At 72.9% G+C, this 23,607-nt stretch carries 20 protein-coding genes and 2 tRNA genes; 13 read left to right on the forward strand and 9 right to left on the reverse strand.

Features of this window, described 5'->3' with window-relative positions:
• Position 1 precedes the first annotated feature (1 nt).
• Positions 2 to 1,771, reverse strand: coding sequence for an ABC transporter ATP-binding protein (locus WFI00_RS02110; protein WP_336630911.1), 1,770 nt, complete (start codon positions 1,769 to 1,771; stop codon positions 2 to 4).
• A gap of 98 nt (positions 1,772 to 1,869) precedes the next feature.
• On the opposite strand from WFI00_RS02110, the gene WFI00_RS02115 reads away from it, so the two are divergent.
• On the forward strand, positions 1,870 to 3,039 hold the full coding sequence (locus tag WFI00_RS02115) for a glycerate kinase (RefSeq protein WP_336630912.1): 1,170 nt from the start codon (positions 1,870 to 1,872) through the stop codon (positions 3,037 to 3,039).
• A 769-nt stretch (positions 3,040 to 3,808) separates the two neighbouring features.
• On the opposite strand, the gene pgm is transcribed toward WFI00_RS02115, so the two are convergent.
• From pgm to WFI00_RS02130, 3 genes are all read right to left on the reverse strand, one after another.
• A complete protein-coding gene (pgm, locus tag WFI00_RS02120; protein WP_336630913.1) occupies positions 3,809 to 5,452 on the reverse strand; it encodes a phosphoglucomutase (alpha-D-glucose-1,6-bisphosphate-dependent) in 1,644 nt (547 codons plus the stop codon).
• A gap of 55 nt (positions 5,453 to 5,507) precedes the next feature.
• Positions 5,508 to 6,179, reverse strand: coding sequence for a hypothetical protein (locus WFI00_RS02125; RefSeq protein ID WP_336630914.1), 672 nt, complete (start codon positions 6,177 to 6,179; stop codon positions 5,508 to 5,510).
• Positions 6,180 to 6,311: 132 nt separating this feature from the next.
• Positions 6,312 to 6,959, reverse strand: a complete 648-nt coding sequence (locus WFI00_RS02130) for a hypothetical protein (protein ID WP_336630915.1) — start codon at positions 6,957 to 6,959, stop codon at positions 6,312 to 6,314.
• A gap of 143 nt (positions 6,960 to 7,102) precedes the next feature.
• On the opposite strand from WFI00_RS02130, the gene pheA reads away from it, so the two are divergent.
• Positions 7,103 to 8,104, forward strand: a complete 1,002-nt coding sequence (gene pheA / locus WFI00_RS02135; protein WP_336631143.1) for a prephenate dehydratase — start codon at positions 7,103 to 7,105, stop codon at positions 8,102 to 8,104.
• Between the two features lie 61 nt (positions 8,105 to 8,165).
• On the opposite strand, the gene WFI00_RS02140 is transcribed toward pheA, so the two are convergent.
• The 3 genes from WFI00_RS02140 to WFI00_RS02150 all read right to left on the reverse strand — a co-directional run bounded on the left by WFI00_RS02140 (position 8,166) and on the right by WFI00_RS02150 (position 12,325).
• The gene (locus WFI00_RS02140) at positions 8,166 to 9,215 is read right to left on the reverse strand and encodes an LLM class flavin-dependent oxidoreductase (protein WP_336630916.1); all 1,050 of its coding nucleotides are present in this window, start codon (positions 9,213 to 9,215) and stop codon (positions 8,166 to 8,168) included.
• A gap of 618 nt (positions 9,216 to 9,833) precedes the next feature.
• On the reverse strand, positions 9,834 to 11,189 hold the full coding sequence (locus WFI00_RS02145; protein ID WP_336630917.1) for a cryptochrome/photolyase family protein: 1,356 nt from the start codon (positions 11,187 to 11,189) through the stop codon (positions 9,834 to 9,836).
• 137 nt (positions 11,190 to 11,326) lie between these two features.
• Positions 11,327 to 12,325 carry a diacylglycerol/lipid kinase family protein gene (locus WFI00_RS02150; protein ID WP_336630918.1) on the reverse strand — a complete coding sequence of 333 codons (999 nt, stop codon included), beginning with the start codon at positions 12,323 to 12,325 and terminating at the stop codon, positions 11,327 to 11,329.
• Between the two features lie 23 nt (positions 12,326 to 12,348).
• On the opposite strand from WFI00_RS02150, the gene serS reads away from it, so the two are divergent.
• The 8 genes from serS to WFI00_RS02190 all read left to right on the forward strand — a co-directional run bounded on the left by serS (position 12,349) and on the right by WFI00_RS02190 (position 18,110).
• On the forward strand, positions 12,349 to 13,632 hold the full coding sequence (serS, locus tag WFI00_RS02155) for a serine--tRNA ligase (RefSeq protein ID WP_336630919.1): 1,284 nt from the start codon (positions 12,349 to 12,351) through the stop codon (positions 13,630 to 13,632).
• Positions 13,629 to 14,549 carry an HAD family hydrolase gene (locus WFI00_RS02160; RefSeq protein WP_336630920.1) on the forward strand — a complete coding sequence of 307 codons (921 nt, stop codon included), beginning with the start codon at positions 13,629 to 13,631 and terminating at the stop codon, positions 14,547 to 14,549. Before serS ends, WFI00_RS02160 begins: the two co-directional genes overlap by 4 nt.
• 131 nt (positions 14,550 to 14,680) lie before the next feature.
• Positions 14,681 to 14,765: transfer RNA gene (locus WFI00_RS02165), tRNA-Ser, on the forward strand.
• A 44-nt stretch (positions 14,766 to 14,809) separates the two neighbouring features.
• Positions 14,810 to 16,096, forward strand: a complete 1,287-nt coding sequence (locus tag WFI00_RS02170; protein ID WP_336630921.1) for an LCP family protein — start codon at positions 14,810 to 14,812, stop codon at positions 16,094 to 16,096.
• Positions 16,097 to 16,177: 81 nt separating this feature from the next.
• A tRNA-Ser gene (locus WFI00_RS02175) sits at positions 16,178 to 16,269 on the forward strand.
• 175 nt (positions 16,270 to 16,444) lie between these two features.
• Positions 16,445 to 16,585 carry a hypothetical protein gene (locus WFI00_RS02180; protein ID WP_336630922.1) on the forward strand — a complete coding sequence of 47 codons (141 nt, stop codon included), beginning with the start codon at positions 16,445 to 16,447 and terminating at the stop codon, positions 16,583 to 16,585.
• Positions 16,575 to 17,024 (forward strand): hypothetical protein, encoded by a 450-nt coding sequence (locus WFI00_RS02185; RefSeq protein WP_336630923.1) that lies wholly within the window; start codon positions 16,575 to 16,577, stop codon positions 17,022 to 17,024. The genes WFI00_RS02180 and WFI00_RS02185 overlap by 11 nt, the downstream gene beginning before the upstream one ends.
• 126 nt (positions 17,025 to 17,150) lie before the next feature.
• The gene (locus tag WFI00_RS02190) at positions 17,151 to 18,110 is read left to right on the forward strand and encodes a S41 family peptidase (RefSeq protein WP_336630924.1); all 960 of its coding nucleotides are present in this window, start codon (positions 17,151 to 17,153) and stop codon (positions 18,108 to 18,110) included.
• A gap of 77 nt (positions 18,111 to 18,187) precedes the next feature.
• On the opposite strand, the gene WFI00_RS02195 is transcribed toward WFI00_RS02190, so the two are convergent.
• On the reverse strand, positions 18,188 to 18,787 hold the full coding sequence (locus WFI00_RS02195) for a TetR/AcrR family transcriptional regulator (RefSeq protein WP_336630925.1): 600 nt from the start codon (positions 18,785 to 18,787) through the stop codon (positions 18,188 to 18,190).
• A 101-nt stretch (positions 18,788 to 18,888) separates the two neighbouring features.
• Here WFI00_RS02195 and WFI00_RS02200 point away from each other — a divergent pair, with 101 nt between their 5' ends.
• The 3 genes from WFI00_RS02200 (at position 18,889) to WFI00_RS02210 (ending at position 21,503) form a co-directional block, all read left to right on the forward strand.
• Positions 18,889 to 19,275, forward strand: a complete 387-nt coding sequence (locus WFI00_RS02200) for a DUF1304 domain-containing protein (protein ID WP_336630926.1) — start codon at positions 18,889 to 18,891, stop codon at positions 19,273 to 19,275.
• Between the two features lie 73 nt (positions 19,276 to 19,348).
• Complete coding sequence (locus tag WFI00_RS02205) at positions 19,349 to 20,365, forward strand: NADP-dependent oxidoreductase (RefSeq protein ID WP_336630927.1); 1,017 nt, start codon at positions 19,349 to 19,351, stop codon at positions 20,363 to 20,365.
• Positions 20,366 to 20,420: 55 nt separating this feature from the next.
• Positions 20,421 to 21,503, forward strand: a complete 1,083-nt coding sequence (locus WFI00_RS02210) for a GNAT family N-acetyltransferase (protein ID WP_336630928.1) — start codon at positions 20,421 to 20,423, stop codon at positions 21,501 to 21,503.
• 36 nt (positions 21,504 to 21,539) lie between these two features.
• On the opposite strand, the gene WFI00_RS02215 is transcribed toward WFI00_RS02210, so the two are convergent.
• A complete protein-coding gene (locus WFI00_RS02215; RefSeq protein ID WP_336630929.1) occupies positions 21,540 to 23,549 on the reverse strand; it encodes an acyltransferase family protein in 2,010 nt (669 codons plus the stop codon).
• Between the last annotated feature and the right edge of the window lie 58 nt (positions 23,550 to 23,607).

Genomic DNA, 23,607 nt, shown 5'->3' on the forward strand with positions numbered 1-23,607 from the left:
CTCAGCTCGGGCGCTGGATGCGCTGCATCCGCGCGTAGACGCCGTCGACGTCGACCAGCTCCGCGTGCGTGCCGATCTCCACGATGCGTCCGTGCTCCATGACGACGATCCGGTCGGCGCCCTGGATCGTCGACAGGCGGTGCGCGACCACGAGCGTCGTGCGCCCCTCCATCAGGCGGTCCAGCGCCTGGCGCACGAGCGACTCCGACTCGGGGTCGAGCGCGGAGGTCGCCTCGTCGAGCAGGAGGATCCGCGGGTCGCGCACCAGGGCACGGGCGATCGCGAGCCGCTGCCGCTGCCCGCCCGACAGGCGCGCCCCGCGCTCGCCCACGATCGTGTCCCAGCCCTCGGGGAGCAGGTCGACGAACTCCGTCGCGTTCGCCCCCTGCAGCGCGGCGCGGACGCGGGCGTCCGAGACGTCGCCGAGACCGTAGGCGACGTTGTCCCGGATGGATCCCTCGAACAGCACGGATTCCTGCGGGACGACGGAGACCATCTTCCGCACCGTGCGCAGGTCGAGCGACGCGGCATCGACGCCGTCGATCAGGATGCGGCCCGCCGTGGGACGAAGGAAGCCGAGGGCGAGGTTCAGGATGGTCGACTTGCCCGATCCGGAATGCCCGACGAACGCGACCGTCTGCCCGGTCGGGATGTCGAGGTCCAGGTCGCGGATGGCCGGCTCGTCGGCGTCCGGGAAGCGGAAGTCGACGTGCTCGAAGCGCAGGTGCCCCTGCACCGCCGACACGACCGACTTGCCCGCGTTGTCCTCGAGGTCGGGCTCGGTGAGGACTTCGGCGATGGAGCGCATCGACTCCATGCCCTTGGTCGCGACGGGGATCAGCATCAGCACCTGGGTGACGCCGCCGGTGATCAGACCGAAGTACGCCGAGAGCTGCACCACCTGGCCGGCGGAGATGTCGGCGAGATGCGAGATCGAGGCCCAGGCCGCCGCGATCAGGCATCCGACGCTCAGCAGCTGGAGGACCACCCACGACAGCGACTGGAACCGCCCGTTCAGCATGTCGAGCTCGTAGCCGGACGAGCGCACGCCCTCCGCGCCCTCGGCGACGCGCTCCTGCGCCGTCCGCTCCAGCCCGTGCGCGCGGGTCACCGGGATCAGGCTCGCCATCTCGCCGACGCGGCTCGCGAAGTGCTCGACATCGCGGCGGAACTCCTCGTTCCGCCGACGCGAACGGCGCGCGAGCAGCAGGCGCATGAGGACGGCGAGGGGGATCGTCAGGGCGTAGACGGGCAGGAAGTACGGCATCGTGATTGCCGTCATGACGATCGCCCCCGTGATCACCATCGTCTGGGCGAGGATCGCGTGCGTGACCTGCTGCAGCATCAGTTCGATGTTCTCCACGTCGCGCACGACCTTCATCTGCACGAGGGACGACGAGACGCGGGCGTGGAAGCCGATGGAGAGCACCTGGAGGCGTGCGGTGAGGGCGTTGCGCAGGTCCGCGCCGATGTGGCGCACGGCGCCCAGATACAGCCTCGTGTAGAGCACGTGGGTCGGGTAGTTCTGCGCGAGCGCGACGACGGCGATCGCCGACCAGAGGAGGAGGGCATGGGCGGGCCCGCCGGCGACGACGATGTCGATGACCTGCGCCGTGATGACCGGCATGAGCCACTGCGGGGAGTCCTTGAGGGGGAACACGCACAGCGCGGCCAGGACACGGCCACGGTAGGGCGAGTGCAGGCCGATCAGGGAACGGAACGGGCGATCGTGCCACACGCGCGTGCGCGCGGCCGGGTGCGATTCGGTCATGCTTCTCTGCCTGAGGGGTCCCGGGGGCGAATCGATGTTGACGCAAACATAGCTCTCGCCGCGCGGAGGTGTCAACGATCGCGCGTACGATCGCGACCATGCCGTTCCGTGTCGTCATCGCCCTCGACAGCTTGAAGGGGAGCATCGCGGCGGCGGCGGCCTCGCGCGCCGTGGCGGAGGGCTGGCGGACCGTCCGCGACCGCGACGGGCTCGTGCTGCGGCCGATGGCGGACGGCGGCGAAGGCACGCGGGACGCCTTCGCGGTCGCGGTCCCCGGCGCGCGCCGGATGCCCGTGGTCGTCGCCGGCCCCGATGGGCGCGACCACGGCGCGGACTGGCTGCTGCTGCCGGACGGCACGGGCGTGGTGGAACTCGCCGCGACGAGCGGGATCGAGCTGCTCGGCGGCGCCCTGCGTCCCTGGGACGCCGACACCCGCGGGTTCGGACAGGCCATCGCGGCGGCCCTCGATCACGGCGTGCGGCGTCTCATCCTCGGCATCGGCTCGAGCGCGTCCACCGACGGCGGGACCGGCATGCTCGCCGCGCTCGGCGCGCGCTTCCGCACGGCCGGCGGCGACCCGATCGCCCCCGGCGCACGGGGGCTCGCGGATCTCGCCTCGGTCGACCTGTCCGGGCTCCGACTCCCGCCGCCCGACGGGATCGACGTCCTCACCGACGTCGCGAATCCGCTCCTCGGTCCGCGGGGCGCGGCCGCGGTGTTCGGACCGCAGAAGGGGTTCGCCCCGGGGGACGTGCCCTCCGTCGATGCCGCGCTCGCGCGCCTCGCCGCGCTGCTCTCCGCGGGGCTGCGCGACCGCGCGGGCCGTTCGGGCGGCGCAGAGGATGGGGCCGGCATCGACCCGGCGGAGGCGGGGTCGGGCGCCGCCGGCGGCACGGGCTTCGCCCTGCGGGCGTGGGGCGCCCGACTCGTCCCGGGAGCCGCGGAGGTCGCGCGTCTGATCGGCCTCGCCGAGGCGATCGCGACCGCCGACCTCGTCGTCACGGGGGAGGGCGCCTACGACGGGCAATCCGCCGCCGGCAAGGCTCCCGCGCACGTCGCGGACTTCGCCGCGCGGGCCGGCGTCCCGGTCGCCCTCGTCGCCGGACGGATCGCCCCCGACGCCGACACATCGCCGTTCGCCGCGTGCCTGTCGCTGAGCGACCTGGCCGGTGGCAGCGCCGCGGCTCTCGCCGACCCGCTCCGCTGGCTGCGCCGGGCCGGGGCCGAGCTCGCCGCCCGTGGGGCCGCGGGCTCCGCCCGTCCCTGACGCCCGCCCTCAGATCCGGAGCCCCCGGAGCCCCGCCTAGCTCCGGGAGCCCCCGGAGCCACGGAGCGCCTGGGCCCCCAGGTCACCGGCGGGGTTTCGCCCCGCCGGGCTCGCCCCGTCTCGCGCGGCCTGCGCGTCCACAACTCCGGAGAAACCGGCTCCGACGGCCCGGATCAGCCCGGATAGCCGCCCCCGGTCACCTTTCTCCGGAGTTGTGCACGCCGGCCCTCCGTGCCGATGGTCCGCCCGCTGCGGCGGGGCTCGCCCGCGGGGATAGCGCCGTCTCGCCCGGCTGCGCGTTCGCAACTCCGGAGGATCCGGCTCCGACGGCCCGGATCGGCCCGGATAGCCGCCCCCGGTCACCTTTCTCCGGAGTTGTGCACGCGGGCCCTCCGTGCCGATGGTCCGCCCGCTGCGGCGGGGCTCGCCCGCGGGGCTCGCCCCGTCTCGCCCGGCCGCGCGTTCGCAACTCCGGAGAAACCGGCTCCGACGGCCCGGTCAGCCCGGATAGCCGCCCCCCGGTCACCTTTCTCCGGAGTTGTGCACGCGGGCCCTCCGTGCCGATGGTCCGCCGGCTGCGGCGGGGCTCGCCCGTGGGGATAGCGCCGTCTCGCCCGGCCGCGCGTCCGCAACTCCGGAGATACCGGCTCCGACGGCCCGGATCAGCCCGGATAGCCGCCCTCCGGTCACCTTTCTCCGGAGTTGTGCACGCGGGCCCTCCGTGCCGATGGTCCGCCCGCTGCGGCGGGGCGGGACGCGCCGAGGGAGGTCAGGCGTCGCCGAGGGCCGCCGACACGACCGCGCGCGCCTCGGCCTGGACCTCGCGCAGGTGCTCCTCGCCCCGCAGGGACTCGGCGTACAGCTTGTAGACGTCCTCGGTGCCCGAGGGGCGCGCGGCGAACCACGCGTGCTCGGTCTGCACCTTGAGGCCGCCGATCGCCGCACCATTGCCCGGAGCGTGCGACAGTTTCGCAGTGATCGGCTCGCCCGCGAGCTCGGTGGCCGAGACCGCCTCGGGCGCGAGCTTGGACAGCGCCGCCTTCTGCGCCGGCGTCGCCGGAGCATCGACCCGCTGGTACGCCGACGCCCCGAACTGCGCCTCGAGCTCCGCGTAGCGCTGTGTCGGGGTCTTGCCCGTCACCGCGAGGATCTCGGCGGCGAGCAGGCACAGGAGGATGCCGTCCTTGTCGGTCGTCCACACGGTGCCGTCGAAGCGGAGGAAGGACGCACCCGCCGATTCCTCGCCGCCGAAGGCGACGGAGCCGTCCAGCAGACCCGGCACGAACCACTTGAACCCGACCGGGACCTCCAGCAGGCGTCGGCCGAGCGCCTCCGCGACGCGGTCGATGATCATCGACGACACGAGGGTCTTGCCCACCGCGGCGTCCGAGGGCCACTGCGGGCGGTTCGCGTACAAGTAGTCGATCGCGACCGCGAGGTAGTGGTTCGGATTCATCAGCCCCGCGTCGGGGGTCACGATGCCGTGCCGGTCGGCGTCCGCGTCGTTGCCGGTGAGGATGTCGTATTCGTGGCGGCGCGCGACGAGCGAGGCCATCGCGGAGGGCGACGACGGGTCCATACGGATCTTCTCGTCCCAGTCGAGCGTCATGAAGCGCCAGGTCGGGTCGACTTCGGGGTTCACGACCGTGAGGTCGAGGCCGTAGCGCTCGCCGATCAGAGCCCAGTACTCGACGGATGCCCCGCCGAGCGGGTCGGCGCCGATGCGGACGCCCGCCTTCGCGATCGCCGCGACGTCGATGATGTTTTCGAGATCGGCGACGTAGCCCTCGCGGAAGTCGTACGTGCCGAGCGTGTCGCCGTCGATGTCTTTGAACGGGGTCCGCCGGACGCCGTCGAGCCCCGCGGCGATGAGGGCGTTCGCGCGATCGGCGATCCAGCCCGTGGCATCCGTGTCGGCCGGGCCGCCGTGCGGCGGGTTGTACTTGAAGCCGCCGTCGCGCGGCGGGTTGTGCGACGGGGTGACGACGATGCCGTCGGCGCGCGCCGGGTCGTCCAGCGCGCGGCCGCGGTTGTAGGTGAGGATCGCGTGGCTCAGGGCCGGCGTCGGCACCCATGAGTCGCGCGCGTCGATGCGGACGTCGACCCCGTTCGCGACGAGGACCTCGACGGCGGTGCGCTCGGCCGGACGGGACAGGCCGTGGGTGTCGCGGCCGAGGAAGAGGGGGCCCGTGATGCCCTGCGCGGCGCGGTAGTCGACGATCGCCTGGGTCGTGGCGAGGATGTGGTCCTCGTTGAAGCTCGTGCTGAGCGACGACCCGCGGTGGCCGCTCGTGCCGAACGCGACCCGCTGCTCGGGCACCGAGGCATCCGGCTTGCGATCGTAGTAGGCGGCGATCAGCTCGTCGATGTCGATGAGGTCGGATGCTTCTGCGGGTGATCCTGCGCGGCTCATGCGTTCAGTCTGTCACCGCACCGCGGCATTCGCACCGCGGATGACGAAGGTGCCCTCACTCGCGATGCAGGACCGAGGTCGCGGTGCTGTCCGAGAAGGTGGAGACGAGCACCAGCGTGTCGGAGGAGCAGGACAGCCGGGCGTCGCCGATGGGCACGGCGCCGATCTGCTGGCTCAGGGCGCCCGCGTCGGTGGGCTTGCTGTCGGCGGTGGCCAGTACCCGCAGCGCCTCGGTGGACTGGTTCGGGGTCCAGATGCGGTCGCCGCGGCTGCTGCGCTCCTGGTCGTAGGTGCCGGTGACCTCGCCGCTGAAGGACACGACGATCGTCTGCCCGGAGACCTGTCCCGTGACGGCGATGTCCGGGGTCCAGGTGAAGGTCCCATCCGCTCCCAGCTCCAGGGTGGCCTTGCCTGCGGGCAGGAAGGTGCCGCCCGAGCGGGACATCAGCCGGTTGACGTCGTCGTAGTAGCCGACGAGGTCCTCCTGACCCATCGTCCAGGTGCCCACGAGGCAGGCCGCCGTCGTGGGCGTGGGGCTCGGCGTCGGGTCGGCGGACGAGGTCGCGGTGGCGGTCGGCGTCGGGCTCGCCGTCGCGGATGCGGAGTCGCTCGGCGTCGGGCGGGCTCCGCCCTCGGTCGTTCCGGTCTCGGCGGTGCAGGCGCTCAGCGTGAGGGTGAGGGCTGCGGCGACGGCGACGACGGACAACGATGCGAGGCGGCGGGGCATCCTCTCAGCGTAGGGCGTCTTTCCTGGTCTCCAGCCGTGAACCCGGCCCGCTGCGGCGTGGCATTCGGTGGGTGTTCCGATGCGGCGTCCGCCGCGGTTTCCGGCGCCCTCGGGAGACGTCGCCGTCCGCGGTCAGCGGTGGAGGATGCTGGTCGCCGTGCCGCCGGCGATCGGGGTCTGCAGCGTCAGCGTGTCGGTCGTGCAGGTGTACCCGGCGTCGGTGATCGGTGCGGCCGCGATCTGCTCGGCGATCGGGCCGGGATCGGTCTCTACGCCGCCGATCGTCGCGACGACCACGAGGTCGTCGGTGGACTGGGTGTCGGTCGTGAGGCGGTCAGCGGTGGCCGAGAAGGTGCCGGTCGTGTCGCCGCTGAGACTGATCTGGATGGTCGTGCCCGAAGCGACGGCGGTGATCTGCGTATCCGGCGTCCAGGTGAACCCGCCCTCCGGGGTCAGTGCGAGGGTCGCCGATCCCGACGGGGTGAAGGAGGCGCCCGCGCCGCCCGTCAGGGCGTTGACGTCCCCGTAGAACCGATCGAGCCCCGCCTGGTCCATCGTCCAGGTGCCGGCCAGGCACGCACGGCCGTCGACCGTGGGCGAGGCGGACGTCGCCGTGCCGGACGGCGTCGGCGCGGCCGACGTCGCCGAGCCCGAGGCCGCTCCCGACGTGCTCGTCGACGGTTCCGGGCGGGATCCCTCGGGCACGCAGGCGGCGAGGCCCGCGGTGAGTGCGGCAGCGCAGACGAGGGTCAGGACGGTCGTGGCGCGGCGTCGGTTCATGCTCCCCACAGTACGGGGCAGCGTGGAGCGGGACGAGGCCTCGATGATCGCGCCCGTGCCCGGCCGTGCCCGCCGGTGCCCGGCCGAGGCGAGCGCATCGCGCGCCGCCGCCCGCCGGCATCGCAACTAGGCTGGTGCGCGTGATTGACGCGCCCGACCGGTCCGGCGATGCGAGCGGCTCCGCCGCGGACGCCGCGCCCGCCGTCCCCACTCGCCGCACCTACAGCTATCTCGGCCCGGCGGGCACGTTCACGGAGGCGGCGCTCGGTCAGGTCCCCGAGGCCCGCGATCAGATCTGGCGCCCGGTGCGCAACGTCGGCGAGGCGCTCTCCGATGTCGTGGAGGGTCGTTCGGATGCCGCGATGATCGCCATCGAGAACTCCGTCGACGGCGGCGTCTCGACCGCCCAGGACGCGCTGGCGACGATGCCGGGGCTCCGGATCGTGGGCGAGTACCTCGTGCCCGTGAACTTCGTGCTGGTCGCGCGCCCCGGCGTGCGTCTCGACGAGGTCACCCTCGTCGCCGCCCACCCGGTCGCGTACGCCCAGTGCCTCCGGTGGCTGTCCGAGCGTCTCCCCGCGCACGCGCACCTGCCCGCCGCGAGCAACGTGGCCTCCGCCGTCGGGATCGTCGACGGGGTGAGCGACGCGGATGCCGCGATCGCACCCCCGGGCATCCTCGACCACTACGACCTCGAGCTGCTCGCCGAGGGCATCGGCGACAACCCGAATGCCGTCACGCGGTTCGTGCTGGTCAGCCGCACGGTCGCGGCGCCCCCGCCCACAGGGGCGGACAAGACCTCCCTCATCGTCGAGCTGCCGGAGGAGTATCCCGGCGCTCTGCTCGAGCTGCTGGAGCAGTTCGCGACGCGCGGCATCAACCTGTCGCTGCTCGCCTCGCGCCCCATCGGCGATGCGCTCGGTCGCTATCGCTTCGTCATCGACGCGGACGGCCACGTCCAGGACGAGCGGATGGCGGATGCGCTCCTCGGCCTCCGCCGGTTCAGCCCCAAGGTGATCTTCCTCGGGTCGTATCCGCGCGCCGACCGGGCGATCGTGCACTACCCGGAGCGGTACGCCGACGATGTGTTCGTCGAGGCGCGCGATTGGCTTCGCGGACTCATCTCGGGAGAGCCCGAGGCCTGAGCCGCGCCCGGTCTGGGTCGGGGTGCGCTCCGGGCCGGGGTGCGGTCCGGCCGGGGTGTGCTCAGCCCGCGAGCAGCTCGAGGGTGCGGGTGCGGCCCGTCGGGGCATCCATCGGCTCGCCCTCGTAGGAGCCGGCGACGGGGGAGACCATGATCTCCTCGACGCCGTGGGCGGCGGCGAACGCGGCGAGGCGCTCGCGCACGTCCGCGGCTTCGCCGACGAACCAGCGGTGGCGCAGCGCATCTACGATCGGGGCCGCGAGCCGGTCGGTCGCCTCCGCGGTCGCGGCCTCCTCGACGGTCTCGAGGGCCGTCAGCGGGCGACCGCCACGCAGGCGCGCCATCATCCGGGCCTGGGGGAGCATCCGCTCCTCCGCCTCGGCGACGGTGTCCGCGACGACGGCGTTGGCCGTCAGGAAGGTGCGCGGCGCGTCGAGGAGCTCGGACGGCTGGAAGCCCTGCCGGTACAGGTCGAGCGCCCGGTCGAGGCCCTCGCCGGAGAAGTGGTTCGCGAACACGTACGGCAGGCCGAACGCGGCGGCGAGCTGGGCGGAGTAGTCCGAGGATCCGAGCAGCCACAGCTCGGGCGAGGCCGTCGCGGCCGGGGTCGCGTGCACGCTGTAGCGGTCGTCGCCGTCCGGGCGGCCGGTGAGGCGGACCGTCGCGCCCTCGCTCGAGGTGAGGGCGAGGATGTCTCGGATGTGGTCGGGGAAGCGGTCGACGTCGCTCGTCGTGCCCGACATCCGCAGCAGCTGCGTGATGACCGGATCGCTGCCCGGCGCCCGCCCGATGCCGAGGTCGATCCGCCCGGGGGCGACGGCCTCGAGGGCTGCGAACTGCTCGGCGACCACGAGAGGGGAGTGGTTGGGCAGCATGACGCCGCCGGAGCCCACGCGGATGCGCGCCGTGCGCGCGGCGGCGGCCGCGGCGAGCACCGGCGGCGTCGTCGAGGCGACCGCCGGCATGTTGTGGTGCTCGGCGAACCAGTAGCGCCGGTAGCCGAGCGCATCGGCGCTCTGCACGAGGGAGAGCGACGCGGCAATCGCCTGCGCACTGGTCTGCCCGGTGCGGACGGGAACGAGATCCAGGACGGAGAGCGCGGGAGGAGTCATCCCCGTCCCCAACGCCCTCCGCCCCGTCCCCATTCCCGCCCCCACCCCCGCGCCCCCCTGCCGAGTGTCCAGAACACGCGGGAAGCCCCGACCCGAATCCCGCGCGTCGTGGACACTCGGCGGAGGTGGGGTCGGGCGGGAGGCGGCGCCCGGACCGCGGTGGGACGCGGGTCGGAGGGACGGCGGGGACTCGGGTGGAGTGACGGCGGGGACACGGGTGGGGAGTGACGGCTTGGACGCGGGTGGGAGGGACGGGTGGGAGGGTCGGGTCGGGGGACGAGGGGACAGCCGGGTCCGCCGAGCGCCCGCCGCCCGCCCGCCGCTCGCCGAGCTCCGGCCGCCCGCCGAGTGTCCACGACATGCGGTGCGCCGGGGTCCGCGGCCCGCGCGTCCTGGACACTCGCCGAGGCGAGGGACGCGGGAGGGGCGTAGGCGAGGGGCGCGGGAGGGGACCGTGGCGGAACAGCCAGGTCCGCCGCCGTCCCTCCCTCGCCCTGTCGAGCGCCCGCATAATCCCGCCGAGTGTCCACGACATGCGGTGCGCCGGGGCCCGCGGCCCGCGCGTCGTGGACACTCGACGAGGGGAGAGGCGGGCGACGGGCGGGCGGGGGGCGGACGTCAGCGGGCGCGCTTGACGGCCTCGTAGGCGGCGAGGGCGGCCTTGCGCGTCTCGCCCAGGTCTACGACGGGGGTCCGCTCCGCGGCATCCGGCGCCCACTGCGCGACGTAGCGGCCGTCCGGGTCGAACTTCTTCGCCTGCAGCTCCGGGTTGAAGATGCGGAAGTACGGGGCGGCATCGGCTCCGGAGCCGGCGACCCACTGCCAGTTGAACGGATTGCTCGCCGCGTCGGCGTCGACGAGGGTGTCCCAGAACCACTGCTCGCCCACCCGCCAGTCGACGAGCAGGTTCTTGACGAGGAAGGATGCCGTCACCATCCGCACCCGGTTGTGCATGAACCCCGACGTCCACAGTTCCCGCATCCCCGCGTCGACGAGGGGGATGCCGGTCTCGCCGCGCTGCCAGGCGCGCAGCATCGCCGGGCGCAGGCGCGGCCAGGGGAAGGCGTCGAACGCGGAGCGGAGGTTCTTCGTGGCCAGATCCGGGAAGTGGTACAGCGTGTGCCAGGCGAACTCCCGCCAGCCGAGCTCCGAGAGGAAGCCGCCCACGGGAGCATCCGACGACACGGCGGCGTGCCACACCTCGTGCGGGCTGAGCTCGCCCCATCGCAGCCGGGGCGACAGCTGCGAGGTCGTCCCGCCGGCGGGCTCGTCGCGCGCGCGGTCGTAGTCCGCCGCATCCTCGGCGAGGAATGTGCGCAGCTGCGTCTTCGCCGCCGTCTGGCCGGGCGTCCACCGCTCCCGCAGCCCGCCCGCCCAGTCCGGTGTCGTGGGCAGCAGCGCCCACTCGGCGAGGTCGTCGGATTCCGGATGCCTCGCGGAGCGCGGCGGGCCGGGGATCTCCCGTGGCTCGGGCAGCGGCGCGCGCGGCGCCGGCAGCTGCCGGCAGGCGTTCCAGAAGGGCGTGAACACCCCGTACGGCGTACCCGCGCCGGTGCGCACCGTCCACGGTTCGAACAGGACGGATGCGGCGAACGAGGCGACGTCCACCCCCTCACCTCTCAGCGCGGTCTTGAGACCGGCGTCCACCTCCCGCTCGGGCCCGCCGTACCGGCGGTTCCAGAAGACCGCACCCGCCCCCGACTCGCGCACGAGCGCGGGCAGGACGTCCGCCGCGGCTCCGCGCCGCAGCACGAGGGCCGACCCCTTCTCACGCAGCCGATCGCCGAGTTCGGCCAGGCTGTGATGCAGCCACCACCGCGCGGCCCCGCCGAGCGGACGGATGCCCGGCGAGCTCTCATCGAGGACGTAGACGCCGATCACCGGTTCGCCACGGTCGACGGCGGCGCGGAGAGCGGGATGGTCGCTCAGCCGCAGATCGTCGCGGAACCAGACGAGGGAGGGCGAGGCCGGCATCCCCCCATCGTGCCCGTCGCGGCGATCGCGGAGGGAGCCCTTGACAGCGCGCCCCGAGGACAGCGCGCCCCGTGGGCAGCGCACCCCGAGGGCAGCGCGCCCCGAGGACAGCCCGCCCCCGACCCGCCCGCCCGGCGCTACAGGTTCGACGACGTGTGCCCGCGGGGCACGGCGAGCTCCAGCCCTCCGGCGTGGATGCGCACGCTCGCCGCGGTCGCCTCGCCGAACTCGTCGCCGTCGAGCTGCACCGGCTGCGGGCCGGAGGCGGCCAGCTCGATGCCGGCGCCGCGTGCGTACCGCACCGAGTTGTCCTTCGTCCGCAGCCGCAGGAAGCGGCGGCCCGCGCGGAAGCGGCGCAGCACGCTGTTGTCCCACGCGACGCGTCGCCAGACGGCGAGCCAGCCGATGGGATTCTTGGGCTGAAAGATGACGATGTCGAGGTCGCCGTCGGACACGGATGCCTCCGGGATGAGCTCCAGCCCGGCGGGGAGCGACCCGCAGTTGGCGAACAGGACGCTCTGCACGGTCGCCCGGTGCATCCGGTGCCCGGCCACCTGGTACATGATCGGGAACGGCTTCGCGTTCACGAGGGAGCGCGCGGCGCCGTCGACGTACGCCACCCAGCCGACCCTCTTCTTGAGGTCGCCGTTCGTGTTGGCGATCATCGCGGCGTCCAGTCCCATGCCGCCCATGACGACGAACGCGTACTCCTCGGGGTCGCCGTCCGGGCGCACGAGCTTCGCGTAGCCGATGTCGATCGCGCGGACGTCGCCGTCGAAGGCGGCGGCGACCATCGCCGCCGGGTCGCCCAGCGGCAGACCGAGGTTCCGGGCGAGGAGGTTCCCCGTCCCGCTCGGCACGATCGTGAGCGGAACCCCGGATCCGGCCATCGCCTCGCTGACCGCTCGCACGGTCCCGTCGCCGCCCGCGACCAGCACGGCCGACGCGCCGGCATCCAGCGCCTCGCGCGCGACCCCGTCGCCGAGGTCGTCGACCGTCGTCTCGTAGAAGAGGGGGGCGTCCCACCCCGCGCACTCGGAGCTGCCCGACACGAGGGCGCGGAGGGCCTCGGCGTCCACCTTCGTCGGGTTGTAGACGAGGGCGGCGCGACGGGGAGTGACGGGACCGTCGGTCATGAGCCAAAGCCTAGACTGACCTGGTGATCGATCTCGCTCTCCTCCGTGATGACCCGGACCTCGTCAAGCGCTCGCAGGCGGCGCGCGGCGAGTCGCCCGACACCGTCGACGCGGCCCTCGAGGCCGACCGCGCGCGACGCGCGGCGATCACCTCGTTCGAGGAGCTGCGCGCGGCTCAGAACGCGCACGGCAAGACCGTGGCGCAGGCGCCGAAGGACGAGAAGGCCGCGCTCGTCGCCCAGGCCAAGGAGCTGAGCGAGCGGGTCAAGCGCGCGCAGCAGGCGGTCGCCGAGGCGGAGGAAGCGGCGGAGGACGCCCTCTCGCGCATCGAGAACATCGTCGTCGACGGGGTCCCCGCCGGGGGCGAGGCGGATTTCGTCACGCTCCGCACGCACGGCGAGCCGCCGTCCTTCGACTTCGAGCCGCTCGACCATCTCGCGCTCGGCGAGAAGCTCGGGGCGATCGACATGGAGCGCGGCAGCAAGGTGTCGGGCTCGCGCTTCTACTTCCTCACCGGCATCGGGGCGCTCCTCGAGCACGCGCTCATGTCGCTCGGGCTGCAGCGCGCCGTCGAGGCCGGGTTCACCCCGGTCATCCCGCCGACCCTCGTGCGGCCCGAGGTGATGCGCGGCACCGGCTTCCTCGGCAAGCACGCCGACGAGGTGTACCGCCTCGAGGAGCAGGACCTCTATCTCGTCGGCACGAGCGAGGTGCCCCTCGCCGGCTACCACATGGACGAGATCCTCGACCTCTCCGCCGGCGCCCGGCGCTACGCGGGCTGGTCGACGTGCTACCGCAGCGAAGCCGGCTCCTACGGCAAGGACACCCGCGGCATCATCCGCGTGCACCAGTTCAACAAGCTCGAGATGTTCGTGTTCACGACGCCCGAGGATGCCGAGGCCGAGCACGAGCGCCTCGTCGCCCTGCAGGAGCGGATGCTGCAGGACCTCGGTCTCGCGTACCGCGTGATCGACGTCGCCGCGGGAGACCTGGGATCGTCGGCCGCGCGCAAGTACGACGTGGAGGCGTGGGTCCCCACGCAGGGCGCGTACCGCGAGCTGACCTCGACCTCCAACTGCACCACGTACCAGGCGCGCCGCCTGGACATCCGCTACCGCCCGGCCGTGGACGGCGGCGGCGTGGCCGCGAAGACGACGCCCGTCGCGACGCTCAACGGCACCCTGGCCACCACCCGGTGGATCGTGGCACTCCTGGAGACCCATCAGCGCGCGGACGGCTCGGTCGTCATCCCCGAGGTGCTGCGTCCGTTCCTCGGCGGGCTCGAGGTGGCGGAGCCGATCGCATGAGCGGCGAGGAGCGGCTGCCCGCGTCGGGGTCGATCGAGGTCGTGCGGCCGGTCGAGGCCGCGCACCTAGTCGAGGACCTCGCGGAGGATGCCGAGAACCCGGCGGTCGAGACCGAGCGGCTGCTCATCGCGCTCGACGTCGACGGGACGGTCCTGCTGGAGGACGAGACCCTGAGCCCCGGGGTGGTCGACGCGATCGCGCACGCGCACCGGGCAGGGCACGAGGTGATGCTCGCGACCGGACGGTCGTGGGAGGGGACGCGCGGCATCCAGCACGTCCTCGCCCTCGCGCCGGAGTACGCGGTGTGCTCGAACGGTGCCGTCATCATGCGGCGGGTCGGCGGCGACCTCGCCGAGGAGAGCGTGTACGAGCGCTTCCACGTGGAGACGTTCGACCCGACCGAGGTGGTCGGGCTGCTGCGCGAGCACCTTCCGCACGCGAAGTACATGGTCGAGCTCGCCGACGGCGAGCGGCTGTACACCGAGCAGCTCGACGACTGGAACCTCGCGCACGCGCGTCGGGTCGGGTTCGAGGATCTCGTCGCGCAGCCGGTGTGCCGCGTCGTGGTCGTGGCTCCGGACGAGACCGACCAGGACTTCGTCGAGCTGGTCGCCCGCATCGGGCTCAACAAGGTCTCGTACGCGGTCGGCTGGTCGGCCTGGCTGGACATCGCGCCGCAGGGCGTCGACAAGTCCACCGCGCTCGAGCGCGTGCGCACCTGGCTCGATGTCGAGCCGACGCGCGTGCTCGTCATGGGCGACGGCCGCAACGACGTCGGCATGTTCCGCTGGGCGCTCGAGCACGGCGGCCGGGCGATCGCGATGGCCCAGGGGCCGGACGAGGTGCGCAGTGCAGCGGGCGAGGTGACGGCATCCGTCCACGCCGGCGGCGTCGCCGACATCCTCCGGGACCTCTGAGCGCCGCCGCGTCGGTCGATCCGGGCGCGCCTTTCAGGGCGCGCTCAGGCGCACGCGGCAAGATGAGGGCGTCTCTCGACTAGACTCGTCGCCTGTTCGACGGTGCCCCCTGCTCGCAGGAGTCGCCGCCGGGAGGGTTGTCCGAGCGGCCGATGGACCTGGTCTTGAAAACCAGTGGGCAGCAATGTCCCGTGGGTTCGAATCCCACACCCTCCGCTGTGACGGCGAGGCGTCCCGCCCCGCCCTGTGAAAGGACGTCTGTGAGCGCACGCACCGACCGGTCGCGACGGGTTCCCGTCGCGCGGCACGGCATCCTCCGCTCGCCGAACCCGTTCCTGCAGGTCCTCACGGTCCTCGGCGCGATCGTCGGTGTCGTCGTCCTGAGCGTCGGAGCGATCGGTGCCTTCACGGTGTGGGATTCGGCGCGCGCCGTCGAGGCCGCCGGCGTCTCCATCGGCGGCGACGATGCCGCGCTCCCGCCGTCGATCGGCGAGATCGAGGGCGGCGTCAACATGCTGCTCGTGGGCACCGATTCGTGCGAGGGGCCCAACGAGGCCCTGTCCGGCGCGTGCCAGAACAAGGACACCGAGGGGGAGCGCAACGACGTCACGATGCTCGTGCACATCTCCGACGAGCCGCGGCGGGTGACGGTCGTCTCGTTCCCGCGCGACATGCTCGTGCCGATCCCCGCGTGCACGGGAGAGGACGGCACCCAGTACTCCTCGATGAGCCAGCAGATGCTCAACGTGTCGTACATGTACGGCGGGCTCCAGTGCACCGTCCTCACCATCAAGCAGCTGACGGGCGTCGACATCCAGTTCGCGGCCGCGATCCGCTGGACCGGCGTCATCAACATGTCCGACGCCATCGGCGGGGTCGACGTCTGCGTCTCCGGCGACATCAGCGACTCGCACACCGGACTCAACCTGACCGCCGGCACGCACACGCTCCAGGGCGCCCAGGCGCTCCAGTTCCTGCGCATCCGGCACGGCATCGGCGACGGATCGGACCTCGGCCGCATCTCGAACCAGCAGCAGTTCATGAGCTCGATGGTGCGCAAGCTCCAGTCGGACGGCGTGCTCGGCAATCCCGCGACGCTGCTCAACCTCGCCTCCACCGCCGTGCGTCAGGTGACCAGCGGACAGCTCGTGCTGAGCTCGTCGCTGTCCAACCCGCAGCGGATGGTGCAGATCGCGATGGCGGTGCGCAGCGTCCCCTACGAGGACATCGTCTTCGTCCAGTACCCCACCGCATACGCCGATGACGGGTCCCGCGTCCTGCCGCTGACCGACGACGCCGACATCCTCTTCCAGGCCCTGGCCGCCAACCAGCCGCTGCTGCTCAGCGGGACCACCAGCGACGGCCACAGCACGGAGGTCGTCGGCGAGGCCGAGGCCCCCGCCCAGAGCCCGGCGCCGACCGACTCCGCGAACCCGGACGCCTCCGCGCCGCCGGCCACCGATCCCCCCGCGGACGCGGTCCAGCTGCCGAGCACGGTGCCCGGCCAGACGGCGAAGCAGGTCACCTGTACCGTCGCCGAGCAATGACCTGCTGAGGCGGTTCGGATGCTGCTCTCGGACCGGTTATGATTGCGGGGTGCATTCGCGCCGCGGCGCGGCCGGATGCCTGGAGACGTCGCATAGTCAGGCCTAGTGCACCACCCTGCTAAGGTGGAGTCCCCTTACGGGGACCGAGGGTTCAAATCCCTCCGTCTCCGCCATATCTTCCTTGGTCGGACTCCGCTTTCCAGAACGGCTCGACCGGTCCCTCCCCGATGATCCGTCGCGCGACGCGCGTCCGCGGGAGGGGCACCGCGTCCGTCGATACAGTGGACGCATGTCCTCTCGTCGTGCCCGGATCGCCGTTCTCGCGGCACTGCTCGTCACTCTGTGCGGATGCGCGGCGCAGTCCCCTGGCACCGTCTCCTCCACCTCTCCGGCCCCGGGCGGCGGATCGCCAGCGACCACCTCTCCAACCACGTCTCCGACGCCGACACCGGAGTCGTCGCGCACGGCGGAGCGCATCGTGCTCCCTGAGTGCGCAGATCTCCTCAGCCTCGAGCAGGTTCATGCCGCGCTGGGTGACGACCGGCCGGAAGGCCCCTACCCCCGCGATGCGGCGGAGGCTCCGTCCGTGCTGGGGCCGTCGGCACGCGAGACCTTCGCAACCGCCACCGGTGCGGTCGAATGCGGCTATTCCATCCCCAACTCGGACGGCGGCTTCCACATCATCGTCCTCGACGTCGATGCGACGTCGGCGTCGGAGCTCGTGTCCGAGCTCGACGCGTCCGACGAGTACGAGCGCACCACACGCGGTGACATCGTCATGTTCTCCACGGAGATCCCCGACGGCATCGGCATGTACCTCGGCTACGCGTTCGACGGCAACGTCTGGGGCATCGTCTACGGCACCATAGTGGGCCCGGCGAGCTCGGTGAACGTGGCCGCCGCAGCCGTCACCGCCGTATTGGGCTAGGCCTGTCCTGCATCCGTGTCGCAACCCGTCGCCATGCGGGCGCTGAAGCGTCAGCTTGCGCCACGTTTCCGCGGGTGGGCGGGATGCGCCATGTGTGCGCGACGGGCACGACGTAGGCTCAGGGGCGTGCGGTGGAGGCGTGGCGGGGCCGGCGCGGCGGCTGCAGTGGGTGCGGTGCTGATGCTGGCGGGATGCTCGGCGGACCCCGTGCGCGACTACGTCGACCGCTCGGTCGAGATCCTCGACCAGGGGCTCTACGCGGACACTCCGGAGTGGGCGGAGGCGGTCGACCGGATGCGGCCCGAGCTGTACGCCAAGGACAGCATCCCCGAGACGTACGCCGGCATCGGGGAGCTCGGCCGGGTCGCGGGAGGCGATCACGCCTTCCTCATCGATCCCGCGGCGGTCGTGGCGATGGCACGGGCGGCGGCGCCGGAGGCTACGTTCCCGGTCCCCTCCGTCTCGACGACGGCGGGGATCAGCACCGTCACGCTGCCCTCGTTCAACGGCCAGGAGCAGGAGGCGATCGATCGCTACCAGGATGCCGGGGTCGCCGCCGTGCGGTCGGCGGCGCCGGCGACTACGTGCGGATGGATCGTCGATCTGCGGACGAACCGCGGGGGTAACGCCTATCCGATGCTCTCTTCCGTCGGCCCGCTCCTCCGGGACGGCCACGTCCTCGGATTCCAGTACCGGGACGGGCGCACCTCGTGGATAGACGTCGAGAACGGCGCCGTGGTGCCCCCGGCGGGCATCGACGACGGCACCGCCGCGGCCGGCTTCTCGATCGACCAGCCGGTCGCCGTCGTGACGGGCCCTCTCGCCGCCAGCGCCGCGGAGACGGTCGTGGTGGCCTTCGCCGGGCAGGCGGACACCGTCAGGGTCGGCGAGCCGACGGCCGGCCTGACGACGGCGAACGACGTGTTCGACCTCCCCGACGGTGCACGCATCGCGCTGTCGGTCGCGTTCTACGTCGATCGGGGCGGCACGGTCTACGACGGCCCGATCGCGCCCGACATCACCCATGCGTCGTCACCGGCGACGGTGCTCGACGCCGCCGCGGACTGGCTGCGCGCTCGCTGCTGAGCGGATGCGCCCGGCGCCCGGACCCCCCCCGGCGCTCCGACTCGCCCGCCGCTCAGGCCCCCGGGCGGGCTCAGCGCTCAGACATCGGAAGGGGCGCGTCCGGCGGTGCCGGCGATGGCGAGCGCCGCGTCGAGGTTCGCGACGGCCGCCGCGTGGTCGGCCCGGGCGAGTCCGAACGCGGCGACGACGAGGGACGTGATGGTGAGCACCGACCGATCCACGGCCTCCTCCGAGGCGTCCGGATCGGCGGCGAGCAGCCCGCGGCGGAACGCGGTCGACAGCTCGCGGTGGTAGGAGACGATCGCCGCGCGCACGGTGTCGTCCTCGACGACCGGCGCCGCGGCGGCGCTCACGAGGAGGCATCCGTAGCTCGAGATCGCCGTGTTCTGCGCCATCGCCGCCCGAAGCCCCGCGAGGTAGTCGACCAGCGCGGACGGCGGGACGACCTCCGCCTGCAGCGGGCGCAGACGCGGGCGGATGACCTCGGTGAGGTAACTGTCGATCACGGCGTCGAACAGGCCGCTCTTGTTGCCGAACGCGTGGTACAGGCTCGAGCGGCGCAGCCCCGTCGCCGCCTCGAGGTCGGCGATGCCGGTGCGCTCGTAGCCGTGCTCCCAGAACACGCGACGGGCAGCGCGGACGACGGTGTCGGTGTCGAATCCCTGCGCACGTCCCACGTCGTCTCCTTCCGGCCGCCGGCTTTATGTACCGATCATTCTACTATCCTGTTATAGTGGAACGGTCAGTTCATTTCGAAAGCCCTCCGGAGGGAAGACCCATGATCATCGCCGCCACGATCGTCGCCGCGCTCGCCGCGCTGCTGCACGTCTACATCTTCGTGATGGAGTCCGTGACCTGGACCTCGCCGAAGACCCGCGGCACGTTCGGCCTCAGCGCCGACGAGGCCGAGGCGACCAAGCAGATGGCCTTCAACCAGGGCTTCTACAACCTCTTCCTCGCGCTGGTCACCGTCGTGGGCATCGTGCTGCTGCTCGCCGGAGCGTCCGCCGCCGGCACCGCCCTGGTCTTCGCGGGGATCGGATCCATGGCCGCGGCCGCCCTCGTGCTGCTCCTCTCCGACCCGTCCAAGCGCTCCGCGGCCCTGACGCAGGGCACCCTGCCGCTTCTCGGAGTGATCCTGCTGCTCATCGCCGTCGTGCTCTGACGACGCCGCCCTCCCGAACCGACCGCTCCCGACCCGACCACCCCTCCCGACCCGACAGAAGGACCCGTTCGTCATGACCGCCACCAGCACCCAGATCCGGCTCGCCTCGCGCCCGAACGGATGGCCCACCCCCGAGGACTTCACCGTCGCGCGCGTCGAGTACGGCCCGCTCCAGGACGGCGAGGTGCGGGTGGCGAACGAGTTCGTCTCGGTCGACCCCTACATGCGCGGCCGGATGAACGACGTGCGCAGCTACGTCCCGCCCTTCGCGCTCGGCGAGCGCATCACCGGCGGCGCGATCGGCCGCGTCGTCGCCTCCGCGAGCGACGCCCTCCCGGTGGGCGCCGTCGTGCTGCACCAGCACGGCTGGTCCGACATCGTGCAGGCGGATGCCGACACGTTCCGGTCCGTTCCGGAGCTCCCCGGAGTGCCGCTGTCGCTGTACCTGCACGTCCTCGGGATGACGGGCCTGACCGCCTACGTCGGTCTCACCCGGATCGCGGGCCTGCGCGAGGGCGACACCGTCTTCGTCTCGGGAGCGGCCGGCGCCGTCGGGACGGCGGTCGGACAGATCGCGCGCCTGCTCGGCGCGAAGCGCATCATCGGATCGGCCGGCACCCCCGAGAAGGTCGCCCTGCTGACGGAGAAGTACGGCTACGACGCGGCGTTCGACTACAAGGACGGGCCCGTGCGCGAGCAGCTCGCAGCTCTCGCCCCCGAGGGCGTCGACGTGTACTTCGACAACGTCGGGGGAGACCACCTCGAGGCGGCCCTCGACGTCATGAACACCGGCGGACGCATCGCCCTGTGCGGAGCGATCACCGGCTACAACCGCACCGAGCGCCCCGCCGGCCCCGACAACATGGCCAACATCGTCACCCGGTCGCTGACGCTGCGCGGGTTCACCCTCGCCGCGCACCTCGACCTCGCCCCCGAGTTCAACGCCCGCATGGCCGAGTGGTTCGGCGCCGGCGAGATCGTCTACGACGAGACGGTCGTCGACGGCATCGAGCACACGGTCGACGCCTTCCTGGACATGATGCGCGGAGCCAACACCGGCAAGATGCTCGTGCGCACCGCCCGGTCCTGACGCCGCGCGACGCCCCCGCGCGACCGGTCCCACCCGCGCCGGATAGGGTGACCGGGTGAGCGAGAACACCCTGATCGACAGGATCGCGGCGCTGCGCGCCCCGACCGCGGCCGCCCTCCCCGACGCCGCACCGATGCCCGCGGACCCGCCCGCGGGCATCCGGTGGCGGACGGCCACCCCGGACGACCTCGACGGGATGCACGCCGTCATCGCCGCAGCCGACGCGGTCGACCACTCGACGTGGCTGACGCCGCGCGAGGAGATCGCCGACACCTTCGATCTGCCCTTCATCGACCACGCGCGCGACACGATGCTCGCGGTGGACGGCGACGGCACCGTCGGCGCGGTCGGCTCCGCGTTCCTGCACCCGGCGCGCGAGGGCACCCTCGTCGTCAACCTGGGCGGTGCGGTGCATCCGCGCTGGCGTCGTCGCGGCATCGGGACCGCCCTCGTCGGCTGGCAGCGGGAGCGCGCTCTGCAGGCGCTCGCCGAGGCTGTGGCGACCGGCCTGCCGACCCCACCGGACGGTGCGTGGACCGCGGAGATCAAGTCGTACGCGGAGGAGAGCAATCCCGATCAGGCGGCGATCGTCGAGCGTGCCGGCTTCACGCCGGAGCGCTGGTTCACGACGATGGAGCGCGACATGTCCGTCGCCGCCCCCGTGGTGGCCGCACCCGACGGCGCGCGGGTGGTCGCCTACTCCCGGGACCGCGACGACGACGTGCGCGTGGCGCGCAACGACGCCTTCCGCGATCACTGGGGCAGCCAGCCCTCGCATCCGCAGACCTGGGCGCAGTTCGTCGGAGGCGCGTTCTTCCGCCCCGACCTGTCGAGGCTCGCCGTCGGCCCCGACGGCAGCGTCCTCGGGTTCTGCCTGGCGTCGGTCAACGAGGACGACTGGGCCGCGATGGGCGCGTCCAGCGCGTACATCGACCTCATCGGCGTCGTCCGAGGCTCCCGCCGTCGCGGCGTCGCGCCCGCGGTGATCGCCGGAGCCCTGGCGGCGATCGCCGAGGCCGGCCTCGAGCGGGCTGTCCTCGACGTCGACACGGCGAGCCCGACCGGGGCGAACACGCTCTACGAGGGGCTGGGCTTCCGCGCGACGGAGCGCTCGGTCGCCTTCGTGCTGCACGTCTGAGGACGAGCGGGCCGGACCGGCCGGATCGGCGCGGGTCTAGCCTCCCGTCGGGAGCCGGTCGAAGGCGCGCAGCGTCTCCCAGCGGATCAGGTCCACCTGATAGCGCGCCTGCGTCTGCTGGTTCTCGATCGTGTCGACGGCGGCCGTGACCGTCTCGGCGTACAGGGCGCCTCCGGTGGGGCCGGGATGGATCTCGTCGCCCGCGAGCAGATCGAGGTGCGGCGCGATCGCCTGCGCCCAGTCGGCGACGACCACGCGGGGGTGCGAGGTGGCGAACGAGGCGAGCGTCGCGTTCACCCCCGGGATCCAGTCGCGCGGGGCGAAGGCGTTCACCAGGACGAGGTGCCGGTCGGGTCCGATCGCGTCGTAGACCGTCTGCAGCTCGTCGTCCTCGACCGGCCCGTTCGTGCCGAGTCCGACGACGACGTACTCGCGCAGGGCGCCCTGCGCGGCGAGGGTCTGGACGATGTCGCCTCCCGCCCACATGGATCTCGACACCGCGGCGTCGATCTGGATGCCCGGGCGGGCGGTGAGGAGCCCCTCGGCAGAGGCGAGCATCACCGAGTCGCCGACCGCGCTGATGCGCTCGCCGGACACGGTCGACGGCGCCGGTGGCCGGGGGCGTGCGGCCGGATCGTCGCTCGGCTCGGTGGGGGAGACGGATGGCGTCGCCGTGGCGAGCGGCGCGGGGGTCGTCCCCGCCGTCGAGGCGGCGGCGCGCGCGAGGGCGTCGGCACCGGCCTGGACGACGGCCTCGCTCGAGCTCATGCGCGGGGTCGCGGTGACCGCGGCCCCCGTGCCGCCGACCAGTACCGCCACCGCGGCGATCGCCGTCAGCGCCCGCAGCCGGGAGACGGGGCTCGACGCGAACCGGGCGCGCAGCGCGCGCAGGGCGCCGCCGAACCCGAGGCGCCGCACGGGCTGCTCGACGAGGCGATAGGAGACCGTCGCGGCCAGCAGAGTCGCGACGAAGGCCGTGAGCCCGATCGGCACCGGGATGGCGGCCTCGGCGAACCGCCCCGTGAGCGCTGTCGTCAGCAGGACGACCAGGGGCCAGTGCCAGAGGTAGATCGCGTACGAGCGCTCGCCGATCCAGCGCAGCGGGGCGATGTCGAGGCCGGGGCCGAGCGCGGATCCGGGACGCACGGCGACGGCGATGAGGACGACCGTGCAGATCGACGCGAGGACCGAGACCAGGGGGAAGGCCCCGGCACCGGACGGCCACGACGCGACGACGACGAGTCCCGCCCCCGCCGCGACGCCGGCACCGGCGAGCAGCCCGGCACGGATCGGCCGGGTGACGGGACCGGCGGCGCCCGCGGGTCCGGCGAGACCGTCGGTGACCGGTGCGCCGATGCGACCCGACAGGGCGAACGCCAGCGCCACTCCGAGGAGGAGTCCGAACGCGTGCGTGTCGGTGCCGTAGTAGGCCCGCGTGGGGTCGCCCGCGAGGGCGCCGGTCGCGTCGACGACCGGTCCCGCCGCCTGGGCGAGGGCCCACAGCGCCGATGCCGCCGCCGCGGCGACGGCGATCGCGACGCGCAGCGCGCGTCCGCGGACGAGGAGCAGCAGGGGGAGCAGCAGCGGCCACAGGACGTAGAACTGCTCCTCGACGGCGAGCGACCAGAGGTTGCGGAACAGCTCCGGCCGACTCGCGGTGAAGTACGAGGCGCCCGCGGAGATCGACAGCCAGTTGTACGAGAACGTCATCGCACCCAGCACCTGCCGCCCGAGCCCCAGGAGCAGATCGCCGCCGATCAGCCACGCGATGCTCGCGCACGTCACGACCATCGCGACGAGCGCGGGAACGAGACGCCGGGCGCGTCGCACCCAGAACGCGCGCAGGGCGATGCGGCCGGTCGAGGCGCGCTCGCGCAGCAGCAGCGCGGTGATGAGGAACCCGGAGATCACGAAGAACACGTCGACGCCGACGAACCCGGAGTGCAGGAACCCGCCCGGGAAGAGGTGGCAGAGCACGACGAGGAGGACGGCGACGGCGCGCAGGCCGTCGAGCCCGGCGAAACGGGGCGCGGGAGTCGGAGTCATGAGGTGCGGGTGCCGGCGATCGGTGGGCGGGGATCCATGGGGGAGGCGGTCACCCCGG

Source organism: Microbacterium sp. MMO-56 (assembly GCF_037146215.1).
Classification (GTDB): Bacteria; Actinomycetota; Actinomycetes; order Actinomycetales; family Microbacteriaceae; genus Microbacterium.